The 12,792-nt window shown below is 61.0% G+C and carries 15 protein-coding genes and 1 other RNA gene; 12 read left to right on the top strand and 4 right to left on the bottom strand.

Features of this window, described 5'->3' with window-relative positions:
- Positions 1 to 52: 52 nt before the first annotated feature.
- From B0G83_RS21560 to B0G83_RS21545, 4 genes are all read left to right on the top strand, one after another.
- Positions 53 to 946, top strand: coding sequence for a glutamate/aspartate ABC transporter substrate-binding protein (locus tag B0G83_RS21560; protein ID WP_105509427.1), 894 nt, complete (start codon positions 53 to 55; stop codon positions 944 to 946).
- 82 nt (positions 947 to 1,028) lie between these two features.
- The gene (locus tag B0G83_RS21555) at positions 1,029 to 1,769 is read left to right on the top strand and encodes an amino acid ABC transporter permease (protein ID WP_105509426.1); all 741 of its coding nucleotides are present in this window, start codon (positions 1,029 to 1,031) and stop codon (positions 1,767 to 1,769) included.
- Complete coding sequence (gene gltK / locus B0G83_RS21550) at positions 1,769 to 2,446, top strand: glutamate/aspartate ABC transporter permease GltK (RefSeq protein ID WP_105509425.1); 678 nt, start codon at positions 1,769 to 1,771, stop codon at positions 2,444 to 2,446. The genes B0G83_RS21555 and gltK overlap by 1 nt, the downstream gene beginning before the upstream one ends.
- Entirely contained in the window at positions 2,443 to 3,168 is a 726-nt protein-coding gene (locus tag B0G83_RS21545; protein WP_105509424.1) for an amino acid ABC transporter ATP-binding protein, read from the top strand. Before gltK ends, B0G83_RS21545 begins: the two co-directional genes overlap by 4 nt.
- Before the next feature lie 130 nt (positions 3,169 to 3,298).
- Here the strand turns inward: B0G83_RS21545 and B0G83_RS21540 are convergent, their stop codons facing one another.
- A complete protein-coding gene (locus B0G83_RS21540; protein WP_105509423.1) occupies positions 3,299 to 4,234 on the bottom strand; it encodes a class II glutamine amidotransferase in 936 nt (311 codons plus the stop codon).
- Positions 4,235 to 4,266: 32 nt separating this feature from the next.
- A complete protein-coding gene (locus B0G83_RS38700; RefSeq protein WP_181157001.1) occupies positions 4,267 to 4,422 on the bottom strand; it encodes a hypothetical protein in 156 nt (51 codons plus the stop codon).
- On the opposite strand from B0G83_RS38700, the gene pyrC reads away from it, so the two are divergent.
- The 3 genes from pyrC (at position 4,400) to rnpB (ending at position 6,880) form a co-directional block, all read left to right on the top strand.
- On the top strand, positions 4,400 to 5,461 hold the full coding sequence (gene pyrC, locus B0G83_RS21535) for a dihydroorotase (RefSeq protein WP_105509422.1): 1,062 nt from the start codon (positions 4,400 to 4,402) through the stop codon (positions 5,459 to 5,461). The genes B0G83_RS38700 and pyrC overlap by 23 nt on opposite strands.
- A gap of 20 nt (positions 5,462 to 5,481) precedes the next feature.
- Complete coding sequence (locus B0G83_RS21530) at positions 5,482 to 6,309, top strand: DUF3025 domain-containing protein (protein ID WP_105509421.1); 828 nt, start codon at positions 5,482 to 5,484, stop codon at positions 6,307 to 6,309.
- Positions 6,310 to 6,466: 157 nt separating this feature from the next.
- Positions 6,467 to 6,880: RNase P RNA component class A (rnpB, locus tag B0G83_RS21525), an RNA gene on the top strand.
- Positions 6,881 to 7,023: 143 nt separating this feature from the next.
- Here the strand turns inward: rnpB and B0G83_RS21520 are convergent.
- Entirely contained in the window at positions 7,024 to 7,446 is a 423-nt protein-coding gene (locus B0G83_RS21520; RefSeq protein ID WP_105509556.1) for an OsmC family protein, read from the bottom strand.
- Positions 7,447 to 8,151: 705 nt separating this feature from the next.
- On the opposite strand from B0G83_RS21520, the gene rplM reads away from it, so the two are divergent.
- From rplM to erpA, 3 genes are all read left to right on the top strand, one after another.
- On the top strand, positions 8,152 to 8,580 hold the full coding sequence (rplM, locus tag B0G83_RS21515; RefSeq protein WP_020069304.1) for a 50S ribosomal protein L13: 429 nt from the start codon (positions 8,152 to 8,154) through the stop codon (positions 8,578 to 8,580).
- A gap of 11 nt (positions 8,581 to 8,591) precedes the next feature.
- Entirely contained in the window at positions 8,592 to 8,984 is a 393-nt protein-coding gene (gene rpsI / locus B0G83_RS21510; RefSeq protein WP_007180423.1) for a 30S ribosomal protein S9, read from the top strand.
- A 205-nt stretch (positions 8,985 to 9,189) separates the two neighbouring features.
- Positions 9,190 to 9,555 (top strand): iron-sulfur cluster insertion protein ErpA, encoded by a 366-nt coding sequence (gene erpA / locus B0G83_RS21505; RefSeq protein WP_035548542.1) that lies wholly within the window; start codon positions 9,190 to 9,192, stop codon positions 9,553 to 9,555.
- Positions 9,556 to 9,665: 110 nt separating this feature from the next.
- Here the strand turns inward: erpA and B0G83_RS21500 are convergent, their stop codons facing one another.
- The gene (locus tag B0G83_RS21500) at positions 9,666 to 10,796 is read right to left on the bottom strand and encodes an anhydro-N-acetylmuramic acid kinase (RefSeq protein WP_105509555.1); all 1,131 of its coding nucleotides are present in this window, start codon (positions 10,794 to 10,796) and stop codon (positions 9,666 to 9,668) included.
- Positions 10,797 to 11,012: 216 nt separating this feature from the next.
- On the opposite strand from B0G83_RS21500, the gene tyrS reads away from it, so the two are divergent.
- Together tyrS and dtd are read left to right on the top strand one after the other, a co-directional pair.
- Positions 11,013 to 12,263, top strand: coding sequence for a tyrosine--tRNA ligase (gene tyrS / locus B0G83_RS21495; protein ID WP_105509420.1), 1,251 nt, complete (start codon positions 11,013 to 11,015; stop codon positions 12,261 to 12,263).
- A 68-nt stretch (positions 12,264 to 12,331) separates the two neighbouring features.
- A complete protein-coding gene (dtd, locus tag B0G83_RS21490; RefSeq protein WP_074765712.1) occupies positions 12,332 to 12,790 on the top strand; it encodes a D-aminoacyl-tRNA deacylase in 459 nt (152 codons plus the stop codon).
- Positions 12,791 to 12,792 lie beyond the last annotated feature (2 nt).

The following is a 12,792-nucleotide window of genomic DNA, read 5'->3' as shown; positions in this document are numbered from 1 at the left end:
AAAATAATTACTTTGCTAAACTGGCGCCGGTTCTTGCCAAGGAGATCACCACATGAAGGTTAAAAAAGCTGCGCTGCTGCTCGCGACTCTCGGACTGTTTACCGTTGGCGCGCATGCGCAAGACGCGGGTACGCTGAAAAAGATCAAGGACACGGGCGTCATTTCGCTGGGTCACCGCGAATCGTCGATTCCGTTTTCGTATTACGACGACAAGCAGAATGTCATCGGCTACTCGCAGGAATTCGCGCTGAAGGTGGTGGAAGCCGTCAAGCAGAAGCTGAACATGCCGAACCTGAAGGTGAAGCTCACGCCGGTCACGTCGCAAAACCGTATTCCGCTGGTGCAGAACGGCACCGTCGACATGGAATGCGGCTCGACCACCAATAATGCCGAGCGCCAGCAACAGGCCGCCTTCTCGAACACGATTTTCGTGATCGGTACGCGTCTGATGACGCGTAAAGACTCCGGCATCAAGGACTGGGCCGACCTGAAGGGCAAGACGGTCGTGACGACCGCCGGCACCACCTCCGAGCGCCTGCTTCGCAAGATGAACCAGGACAAGAGCATGGGCATGAACATCATCAGCGCGAAAGACCATGGCGAGTCGTTCCTGACGCTCTCCACCGGCCGTGCCGCTGCGTTCATGATGGACGACGCGTTGCTCGCGGGCGAACGCGCCAAGTCGAACAACCCGACCGACTTCGTGATCGTCGGCACGCCGCAATCGCATGAAGCGTACGGCTGCATGATTCGCAAGAACGATCCGGAATTCAAGAAGGTCGTGGACGACGCGATCGCGAAGGTCGAAACCTCGGGCGAAGCCGATGCGATCTACAAGAAGTGGTTCGAATCGCCGATTCCGCCGAAGGGCCTGAACCTGAACTTCCCGGAAAGCGATGACATGAAGGCGCTCTTCAAGAGCCCGAATGACAAGGCAATCGACTAAACCTTAGCTGTTTTTTTGAAACGCTAAACGGAACGGAAGGGGCCACGCGCTTCTTCCGTTTCTTTTTGCTGGAGTCTTGGTCATGTCATATCACTGGAACTGGGGCATTCTGCTGAGTCCGGTCTCCACCGGCGAGCCGACCACCTACCTGGGCTGGTTGCTGTCCGGCTTCTGGGTGACGATTACCGTGTCGTTGTCGGCATGGGTGATCGCGCTGATCGTCGGTTCGTTCTTTGGCGTGCTGCGTACGGTGCCGAACAAATGGGCGTCGGGTGCCGGCACGGTTTACGTTGCGGTTTTCCGCAATATCCCGCTGATCGTGCAGTTCTTCATCTGGTATCTGGTGATACCGGAGCTGCTGCCCGTTTCCGTCGGCAACTGGTTCAAGCAATTGCCGCCGGGCGCGCAGTTCTTCTCGGCGTCGATTCTGTGTCTGGGGCTGTTCACCGCCGCACGTGTTTGCGAGCAGGTGCGCTCGGGCATCAACGCGTTGCCGAAGGGCCAGCGCGCCGCGGGTCTGGCCATGGGTTTCACGCAATGGCAGACGTATCGCTACGTGCTGTTGCCGGTCGCGTACCGCATCATCGTGCCGCCGCTCACGTCCGAGTTTCTGAACATCTTCAAGAACTCGGCGGTCGCGTCGACGATCGGCCTGCTGGATCTGTCCGCGCAGGCGCGTCAGCTGGTCGACTACACGTCGCAAACGTATGAGTCGTTTATCGCGGTCACGCTGGCCTATGTGCTGATCAATCTCGTCGTGATGCAACTGATGCGCTGGGTCGAAGCCAGAACCCGGTTGCCTGGCTATATCGGAGGCAAGTAATGCACCATTTCGACTGGAGCGGTATTCCGGGCGCACTGCCTACGCTGTGGACCGGCGCGGTCGTCACTTTCCAGATCACGCTGATCGCGATCGTGTTCGGTATCATCTGGGGCACCATTCTCGCCATGTTGCGGTTGTCGTCGTTCAAGCCTTTCGTGTGGTTTGCGAAGGCTTATGTGACGATCTTCCGTTCCATTCCGTTGGTGATGGTGTTGCTGTGGTTCTTCCTGATCGTGCCGCAGGTGTTGCAGAACGTGCTCGGTTTGTCGCCGGATATCGACATTCGCCTCGCGTCGGCCATGGTCGCGTTCTCGCTGTTCGAAGCGGCCTATTACTCGGAGATCATCCGCGCCGGCATTCAGGCGGTGCCGCGCGGGCAGGTCAACGCGTCGTTCGCGCTCGGCATGAACTACGCGCAGGCCATGCGTCTCGTGGTGCTGCCGCAGGCTTTTCGCGCGATGGTGCCGCTGCTGCTCACGCAAGGTATCGTGCTGTTTCAGGATACGTCGCTCGTCTATGTGATCAGCCTCGCCGACTTCTTCCGCACCGCCACCAATATTGGCGACCGTGACGGTACGAATATCGAAATGGTACTGTTCGCGGGCGCATGTTACTTCGTGGTCTGTGTGATCGCGTCGAGCCTCGTCAAAGGTCTTCAGAAAAAGGTCGCAAGATGATCTCAATCAAGAATGTTTCGAAGTGGTACGGTCAATTCCAGGTGCTGACCGACTGCACGACGGAAGTCAAAAAAGGTGAAGTGGTGGTGGTGTGCGGACCGTCGGGTTCGGGCAAGTCCACGCTGATCAAGACCGTCAACGGCCTCGAGCCGTTCCAGAAGGGCGAGATCGTCATCAACGGCCAATCGCTGACGGACAAGAAAACCAATCTGTCGAAGCTGCGTTCGAAGGTCGGCATGGTGTTCCAGCATTTCGAACTGTTCCCGCATCTGTCGATCGTGCAGAACCTGACGCTCGCGCAGGTCAAGGTGCTCGGCCGGTCGAAAGACGAAGCCACGGCGAAAGGGCTGAAGTTGCTCGATCGCGTGGGCTTGCGCGCGCATGCGGACAAATTCCCGGGCCAGTTGTCGGGTGGTCAGCAGCAGCGGGTGGCGATTGCGCGTGCGTTGTCGATGGATCCGATCGCGATGCTGTTCGACGAGCCGACCTCGGCGCTCGACCCGGAAATGATCAACGAAGTGCTCGACGTGATGGTCGAACTCGCGCAGGAAGGCATGACCATGATGTGCGTGACGCACGAAATGGGCTTCGCGAAGAAGGTCGCGCACCGCGTGATCTTCATGGACCAGGGTTTGATCGTCGAAGACGACCGCAAGGAAGACTTCTTCGCGAATCCGAAGTCGGATCGTGCGAAGGATTTTCTGGCGAAAATTCTGCACTGAGTGGCTGTCGGGCCGCGCGGGTTGGGTCGCGCGCGGCTTGTTCCGCTGGAAACAGAAAAGCCGCTCCCGGGAGCGGCTTTTCTGTTTCTGCTTTTTACTTCAGCGCCTACGCCTGGCGAGACCGGCGCGATCAGGACTCGAACGCGGCCGTATCGTCAGCGGCTTCGAGATCGAGCTCAGCCAGCGCCGGCTCTTTCGCCTCGTCGGTCGCGGCAATCGTCGTGGCCGACGCCGATGCATCCAGCGCCGGATTCCGCAGCTTCTCGAGCACCGAAGCCGGCACCGGCACGTTGATGCGGCCGATCACTTCGCCGTGCTGGAACATCATCAGATCGCCCGGCTTGAACGCGGTCCAGACTTCGTTGTCGGTCAGCGGCTTGGTCGCGATCACGGCGACCCGGTCTTCCGGCGTCGTGTATTTGGCGAAGTCGATCGACACGTCCGCATCGACCAGATGCGCCGTGGAAAACGGCCAGCGCCGCACGATGTAGTGCAGATGCGTCGAGCAGTGCGCGAACAGCGCCTGGCCGTTCGACATCAGGAAATTGAACACGCCGAATTGCGTGATTTCGCGCGTGAGGGTTTCGAGCGCGGCGAACAGTTCGTCCAGCGGTGGCTGTTGCGCACCGGGAAAGGCCTTGCGCAAGCCTTCGAGCAGCGCGCAGAAAGCGAGTTCGCTGTCGGTCGTACCGACCGGTTGATACACACCCGACAAGACCGGCGAATAGTCTTTCAGGTCGCCGTTATGCGCGAAGATCCAGTGACGTCCCCACAATTCGCGCATGAACGGGTGGCAGTTTTCCAGCAGGATGTGCCCCTGCGTCGCCTTGCGAATGTGCGCGATGGTGTTTTTCGATTTGATCGGATAGCGCTTGACCATTTCGGCGATCGGCGAGGTGGCCGACGATTGATGGTCGATGAACAAACGGCACGCTTTGTCTTCGAAGAAGGCGATGCCCCAGCCGTCGGCATGGTGATCGGTGACGCCGCCGCGGGCCGCAAAGCCGGTGAACGAGAACGTGACGTCCGTCGGCGCGGCGCAGTTCATTCCGAGAAGTTGGCACATGTTGCGGGTAAGCCTGTGAACGGGGCGAGCCGTTACAATGATGATTTTCCAAGCATATCACCGAGCCAGAAGCGCCAAATAGCAAAATTGACGTGGGTTTGTGCCGCAAATAACGGTTTGACCGCATCAATTGGCTTTTTTCGCTGAGCCTCGTCCCCACTCGCCATGACCGCATCCAACGCTTCCATCGACTCCATCACGCTCGCCCGCCCGGACGACTGGCACCTGCACGTTCGCGACGGCGCCATGATGGCCGCCGTTCTGCCGGACACCGCGCGCCAGTTCGGCCGCGCGATCATCATGCCGAATCTGAAGCCACCGGTGACCACCACCGCGATGGCCGCGGCGTATCGCGAGCGGATCGTCGCCGCGATTCCGGAAGGCGCGAAGTTCGAACCCTTGATGACGTTGTATCTCACCGACAACACGCCGCCCGACGAAATCCGCCGCGCGCGTGAAAGCGGCTTCGTGCACGGCGTGAAACTGTATCCGGCGGGCGCGACGACGAACTCGGACGCGGGCGTCACCGACATCATGAAGTGTGCGAAAACGCTCGAGGTCATGCAGGAAGTCGGCATGCCGCTGCTGGTGCACGGCGAAGTGACGGATGCGTCGATCGATCTGTTCGACCGCGAGAAAGTGTTCATCGACCGGGTGATGACGCCGCTGCGCGCCGCGTTTCCGGCGCTGAAGGTGGTGTTCGAGCACATCACCACGAAAGACGCGGTCGACTATATCCGTGACGCCGGCGTGGCGCCGGGACTGCTGGGCGCCACGATCACCGCGCACCATCTGCTGTACAACCGCAACGCGATCTTCCTGGGCGGCATTCGTCCGCATTACTACTGCTTGCCGGTGCTGAAGCGCGAAACGCATCGCCTGGCACTGGTCGAGGCGGCGACGTCGGGCAATTCGCGTTTCTTCCTCGGCACCGATAGCGCGCCGCATCCGAAAGGCTTGAAGGAGCACGCGTGCGGCTGCGCGGGTTGCTATACGGCGCTGCACGCGCTCGAGCTTTATACGGAAGCGTTCGACAACGCCGGCGCGCTGGATAAGCTCGAAGGCTTTGCGAGTTTCTTCGGTGCGGACTTCTACGGCCTGCCGCGCAGTGCGGAGCAGGTCACGCTGCGTCGCGAGGCGTGGACGCTGCCGGCCGAGTTGCCGGTCGGCGATACGCCGGTGGTGCCGCTGCGTGGCGGCGAGTCGATCGGCTGGCGCCTGGTCTGAACTTGTCTGCGTTGAGCTCCATGCCGGTGAGCGAGGTTCAGAGCCCGGGCTTCGCCGGGATCGACTGGTCGATGCCATGGTTCGCGCAGTTTGCAGGACGCGGTGAGCGTTGGCAGCGGGCCGCGCTGACGAGCTACGCGGCGTTGCTCGCCGAAATGAACGCCGACGCCACGTTGATGGGGCAAACCACGGGGCGCGGCGAGCGTCTCGCGTTTATCGCGCAAGACGACTTGCCGCCCGGCGCGGCGTACGAGGCGCACATCTCGGCGACCGGTTGCGTGCCGACGCGCCACAATCTGCACGACTTCTTCAATGCATCGATGTGGTTTGCGTTTCCGCGGATCAAGGCGGCGCTGAACGCGCGGCAGTCGGCGGCTATCGACGTGTTGGGCGTCGGCCCGACCCGCGGCGGCGTGCGCGATACGCTGACTGTGTTCGATGAAAACGCGCTGTTGTTTGCATGCGCGGATCCGATGTTGAGCGACGCGCTGCGTGGCTTTGACTGGCAAACGTTGCTGGTTGCCCGGCGTGATGCATGGGGTGCGCGTTGCGAAGTGCGCTGCTTCGGCCATGCGTTGCTGGAAAAATTGATCGCGCCGTTCAAGGCCTGTACGGGGCACGCGTGGATCGTCGACGTGCCGCCGGAGTATTTCACCTGGCACGCCACTGCGCGAAACGTGTGGCTGGACGCATCGGTCGGCGCCGCGCTGCTGAACACCGAAGCGTTGACGAGCCGCATGTTCGCGCCGCTCCCGGTACTGGGCATTCCGGGCTGGTGGCCAGACAACGAAGCGCCCGCGTTCTACGACGACGCTTCCGTGTTTCGTTCCGGACGACGATTCCGTTAAACAGATTCAAATGTGTGACGCCACGTTGCGCGGTAACGGGCCTCGAAAATGTTCGGCGACGTCGCCTCGGAAGCGCGCCCGTTCGGCCTTGTCCATCTGGCTATTTCAACCGTCGATGCCGGTCATCCGCCCCGCAGGTGTTAAAATCCTGCCCAGCAAAGCAGGCTAGGCAGTCGCGGCCTCTGCGGCTTCGGCCAACGAGGGCGAGGAAAGTCCGGACTCCACAGGGCAGGGTGATGGCTAACGGCCATCCGTGGTGACACGCGGAACAGGGCAACAGAAAGCAAACCGCCGATGGCCCGGCGCAAGCCGGGATCAGGTAAGGGTGAAACGGTGCGGTAAGAGCGCACCGCGGCTGCTGCAAGGCAGACCGGCACGGTAACCTCCACCCGGAGCAATTCCAAGTAGGCAGGCTAGCATCTTCGAGATGCAGGGCGGTGCCCCCGTCACGTCTGCGGGTAGGAAGCTTGAGCGCGTCAGTAATGGCGCGCCTAGAGGAATGACTGCCACGCGCGCGGCGTTTTCGGACGCGGCGCGTGCACAGAATCCGGCTTATCGGCTTGCTTTGCCACCCAAACAAAAAATGCCGGCGTCCGTCAGGACGTCGGCATTTTTTTCTGCGGTGCGGGTTTTAGCCGCTCGGCGATTCGACAGCGGGTGCGCGGTGTGTACTCGCGTCCGCCGTATTGCCGTACTGCTGCACCGAATTCGGGCTCAACCCGCGACGATGTCGAATGAGTGCGTCAATTCAGCGGTCTTCGCGATCATGATCGACGCCGAGCAATATTTATCGTGCGACAGATTGATGGCGCGTTCCACGGTGGCCGGGTTCAGATTCTTGCCGGTCACTGTGAAGTGGAAATGGATCTTGGTGAAAACCTTCGGATCTTCGCTGGCGCGCTCCGCCTTCAGCGTCACCGAGCAGCCGGCAATTTCCTGGCGGCTTTTCTTCAGGATCATCACGACGTCGTACGCCGTGCAGCCGCCCGTGCCGAGCAGCACCATTTCCATCGGACGCGGTGCCAGATTGCGGCCGCCGCCTTCCGGCGCGCCATCCATGGCCACCAGATGGCCGCTTCCTGTTTCGGCCGCGAACGCCATGCCGTCTTGGCCCATCCAGCTTACTTTGCATTCCATGCTGTGCTCCACCGCGCTGCGCAATATCGAGACGGCATTGTAGCCCGGTGTTTGGGGATTCGCCCGAGGCGACTTCGGCTGGAACTTATGCCTGATGACGGCTTGCGTGTTGCGCTGCCGCATGTTCATGCCGATTCGGGAATGCCCCGATCGTTTTAGGGGTTTTACTCTAGCCGATGCCGCTTCGGAACGAAGTGTAGGAGCAGCATGGACCTTGATTCATAAGGAAATTGTGCGAATTGCGCTTTCGTAATTCAGTTGTCACACTGTGAAATTGAATTTCACAATGCAAATGTTCTTGCGTCGCACAAGGGTGCCTCATATAATCGTCTTCATCGGTTGCAGCAGTTGTGCAACCTCCGCTGTCTCCTCCACCTCCTCCTTTGGTGGATTAAACCCGAACCGCTCGTTCGGGTTTTTTTTCGCCCGTATGTCTACCCGACTGCTTCGTGATCGTCCCGGTTTTGCGCCGGATCCGGCACCACTAAGCGCATTAAACCATGCCGGTCTGGCCCGCTAATTGACGGAAATTTCCAGCAAACCCTCGCACGTTTTGACTTGCCGTAGCAAATTCCATTATAATTCAAGGCTTTTCCGCATTCGCGCCCGCGGAGGAAGAACCAGGGAGAGCCTGCACGCGCCTCGATGCGCACACTACAAGCAGGAAAAAAACATACTGGGCGCAGCAATTTTTTTGGATCGATCATGAAGACGTTTTCCGCAAAAGCCCATGAGGTTACGCGTGAATGGTACGTGATTGACGCGACGGATAAGGTTCTCGGGCGTGTCGCCAGCGAAGTGGCACACCGTCTTCGCGGCAAGCACAAGCCTGAATTCACTCCGCACGTCGACACCGGTGATTTCATCATCGTTATCAACGCCGGCAAGCTGAAGGTCACGGGCAACAAGGCTACTGACAAGAAGTACTATCGCCACTCGGGTTACCCGGGCGGTATCTATGAAACGACGTTCGGCAAGATGCAAGAACGCTTCCCGGGCCGTGCGCTCGAGAAAGCGGTCAAGGGCATGCTGCCGAAGGGCCCGCTCGGCTACGCGATGATCAAGAAGCTGAAGGTCTACGCCGAAGCAACGCATCCGCATTCGGCGCAACAGCCGAAAGCGCTCGAGATCTAAGGGGAGCCCACATGATCGGTAACTGGAATTACGGCACGGGCCGCCGCAAGAGCGCCGTCGCACGCGTCTTCATCAAGGCTGGCAAGGGTGAGATCATTGTAAACGGCAAGCCTATCGCCGATTACTTCTCGCGCGAAACGTCGCTGATGATCGTGCGTCAACCGCTGGAACTCACGAACCACGGCGTCACGTTCGATATCAAAGTCAACGTGAACGGTGGCGGTGAAACGGGTCAAGCCGGTGCGGTTCGCCACGGTATCACCCGCGCGCTGATGGACTACGACGCAACGCTGAAGCCGGAACTGTCGAAGGCTGGCTTCGTGACGCGTGACGCTCGTGAAGTCGAACGTAAGAAGGTCGGCTTCCACAAGGCACGTCGCCGGAAGCAATTCTCGAAGCGTTAATCGTTTCGAGTGCGAGCTGGCCCTCGGGCCGGTGCGCTGCAAAAGCCGCCAACGCTTTCGCGAAGGCGGCTTTTTTTATGGCTTCGTATTGTGGTGGTTGCGCCGCAGCTTGATTCCACGGGGAGAACCCATTGATTCTGTGGGGTTAAGCACGATATTGAGATCAGCCCTACAATAGCGGCTAGAAGCTTTTTGGAGAGTCCGAATGAACGCAGTCACCGAAACACCCGTGACCGAAATGCCTGCCCCCTTCGTTTTTACCGACGCAGCGGCTGACAAGGTCAAGCAACTGATCGAAGAAGAAGGCAATGCGGAGCTGAAATTGCGCGTGTTCGTGCAAGGCGGCGGCTGCTCGGGCTTTCAGTACGGGTTTACGTTCGACGAAGCCGTCAATGAAGACGACACCGTCATGAACAAGAGCGGCGTCCAGTTGCTGATCGATTCGATGAGCTACCAGTATCTGGTCGGCGCTGAGATCGATTACAAGGACGATATCAACGGCGCGCAGTTCGTCATCAAGAACCCGAACGCTTCGACCACGTGCGGTTGCGGTTCGTCGTTCTCGGTTTGATGGCTGCTGTCTGAGCGCGAGTTGTACGAATAAAAAACGGGGCTGCGGCCCCGTTTTTTCGTTGTCCCGGCATAGGCGCACGTCAGACGCCGCTTCGATTCACGCTTCTTTCAGCGCGGGTAGATCGCGCCCAGTATGCGTTCCGCAGCTGCACCGGTGACCGCCGGCAGATTGCCCGGCAGCCTCGCCACGCAACGCATCGCCAGCCACGCGAAGGCCAGCGGCTCAACCTGGCTTGGCGGCACGCCGAGCGCGTCGGTGGTCATCACTGGGACGCCGCTGACGCCGCTGTCTTCCAACGCCTGCTGCAACGCCTTCAGAATCTCCGGATTGCGCGCGCCGCCGCCACACACGTAGACCGCCTTGGCATCCGATGCATGCCGCTCGATTTCGCGCGCCACGGTCACCGCAGTGAGTGCGACAAGCGTCGCTTGCACGTCGGCGGGGGCAAGCGAGGCGAACGGCTGGAGTTTTGCGTCGAGCCATTCGGGGTTGAACAGGTCGCGTCCAGTACTTTTGGGTGGTTGCTGCGAGAAGAACGGCTCGTCCAGCAGCGCGTTCAGCAGCGTGCGATCCACCTGGCCGCCAGCGGCGAAATGGCCGTTTTCATCGAAGGGCTTGCCGAGATGGCGCTGCGCCCACTCGTCGAGCAGCGCGTTCGCCGGCCCGCAGTCGAAGCCGCGCACCCCGCCCGTTGCGTTGAGAATCGTGATGTTGCTGATCCCGCCAAGATTGCAGACCACCCGCGTTTCGTTCTTCGCGCCGAACACCGTGGCATGAAACGCCGGCACCAGCGGCGCGCCCTGGCCGCCGGCCGCGACGTCGCGACTGCGGAAGTCGGCGATCACGTCGATATGCATCATTTCCGCGAGCAGCGCCGGGTTGTTGATCTGCCGCGTATAACCTTTTTCCGGCCGATGCCGCACCGTCTGCCCGTGCACCCCGATCGCGCGCACTTCTGCCGCGGACACGCGGCTTTCGCGCAGCAGTTCGTGGCAGCACACCGTGTAGCGGGTGGCGAGCGCGTTGGCGGCCAGCGCTTCGCGTTCGATCTCGTTGTCGCCGGGTTGCTGCAGCGCGAACAACGCGTCGCGCAGGCCGGCCGCGAAGCCGACGAACGCCTCGGCGAGCACCACCGGTGGCTTGCCTTCGGCAAATCTCACGGCCACGCCATCCACGCCGTCCATGCTCGTGCCGGACATCAATCCAAGGTAGACGCCGTCTGCGGTGTCTTGCGCCACGTTGCTGCTCCTGTCGAGATTCGTTGCGATTGGTTGTAGCAGATTATCCAGCCAAGCGCGGCCGAATATAAAGCGTCGTGACGCCAACCACCGGGGCCGTCGCGCGAAAATTGTGTAGAAATCGCGCCCCGCCGGGACGCTTGCGACGGCGTCAGTGGGCGCGGCGGCGCGCATCTATGGGACAATCTCTTTTTTTCGCGACTTCAAGTTTCCAGCATGAGCACCGAGTCCACCAAGCCTACCCCCGCTGCCGTCCTTCCGCTCACCGACGAAGTCCGTCACGCGCTCGCCGTCACCAAGCGCGGTGTCGACGAACTGTTGATCGAAGACGAATTCGCGCAAAAGCTCGCGCGAAGCGCCGCGAGCGGCAAGCCGCTGCGCATCAAGCTCGGGCTCGATCCGACCGCGCCGGACATCCACATCGGCCACACGGTCGTGCTGAACAAAATGCGCCAGTTGCAGGATCTCGGCCACACGGTGATTTTCCTGATCGGCGATTTCACGTCGTTGATCGGCGATCCGTCGGGCCGCAATGCCACGCGTCCGCCTCTCACGCGCGAACAGATCGAATCCAACGCCAAGACGTATTTCGAGCAGGCCGCGCTGGTGCTCGACCGCGACAAGACGGAGATCCGCTACAACAGCGAATGGTCGATGCCGCTTGGCGCCGACGGCATGATCAAGCTCGCGTCGCGCTACACGGTGGCGCGCATTCTTGAACGCGAAGATTTCACCAAGCGCTTCCAGGGCGGCGTGCCGATCTCGATCCACGAGTTCCTGTACCCGCTGATGCAAGGCTATGACTCGGTCGCGCTGAACGCCGACCTCGAACTCGGCGGCACCGACCAGAAGTTCAACCTGCTGGTGGGCCGCGAGTTGCAGAAGCAGTACGGCCAGGAGCAGCAGTGCATTCTGACCATGCCGTTGCTCGAGGGGCTCGACGGCGTCGAAAAGATGTCGAAGTCGAAGCACAACTACATCGGCATCAGCGAAAAGCCGACGGACATGTTTGGCAAGCTGATGAGCATTTCCGACGTGCTGATGTGGCGTTACTTTGAACTGCTGTCGTTCCGTCCGATGGACGAGATCGCAGGCTTCAGGAAAGAGATCGAAGCGGGCCGCAATCCGCGCGATTTCAAGGTGATGCTCGGTCAGGAGATCGTTGCGCGTTTCCACTCGCAAGCGGACGCCGAGCGGGCGCTCGAGGACTTCAACCATCGCGCGAAGGGCGGCGTGCCGGACGATATCCCGGCGGTGACGCTCGCGGGCGCGCCGCTCGCCATCGGGCAGTTGCTCAAGCAGGCGAACCTGGTGCCGTCGACCAGCGAAGCGCTGCGCAACATCGAGCAGGGCGGTGTGAAGATCGACGGCGCGACCGTGTCCGACAAGGGGCTGAAGGTCGAAGCGGGCGAGTTCATCGTGCAGGTCGGCAAGCGCCGTTTTGCACGCGTCACGCTGACGGCCTGATCGCGCTCGACCAGGGATAACTCAGCGATGACACGAACGCTGCTACAGCGAGAGTCGGAGTTGCGCCGATGATAGCGTTGATCCAACGCGTGCGGCGCGCGGAAGTGCGCGTGGCCGACCGCGTGACCGGCGCGATTGAAGCAGGTCTGCTCGCGCTCGTGTGCGCCGAACGCGGCGACACCGAGGCGGCCGCCGATCGGCTGCTCGCCAAGGTGCTCGGCTACCGCGTGTTTAGCGACGCGGCCGGCAAGATGAATCTCTCCGTGCAGAATCTGGACGGCGCCGGGCGCGCGGGCGGCTTGCTGCTCGTGTCGCAGTTCACGCTGGCCGCGGATACCAACAGCGGCCTGCGCCCAAGCTTCACGCCGGCCGCCCCACCGGACGAGGGCAAGCGCCTGTTCGATTACTTCGTTGCCGCGGCGCGCGGCAAGCATCCGATCGTCGAGACCGGCGAGTTCGGCGCCGATATGCAGGTGTCGCTCGTCAACGACGGGCCGGTCACGTTCTGGCTACAGACCAACGCCTGATT

Source organism: Paraburkholderia sp. BL21I4N1 (assembly GCF_002973525.1).
Taxonomy (GTDB): Bacteria; Pseudomonadota; Gammaproteobacteria; order Burkholderiales; family Burkholderiaceae; genus Paraburkholderia.
This window is presented reverse-complemented; position numbering and strand designations above follow the sequence as displayed.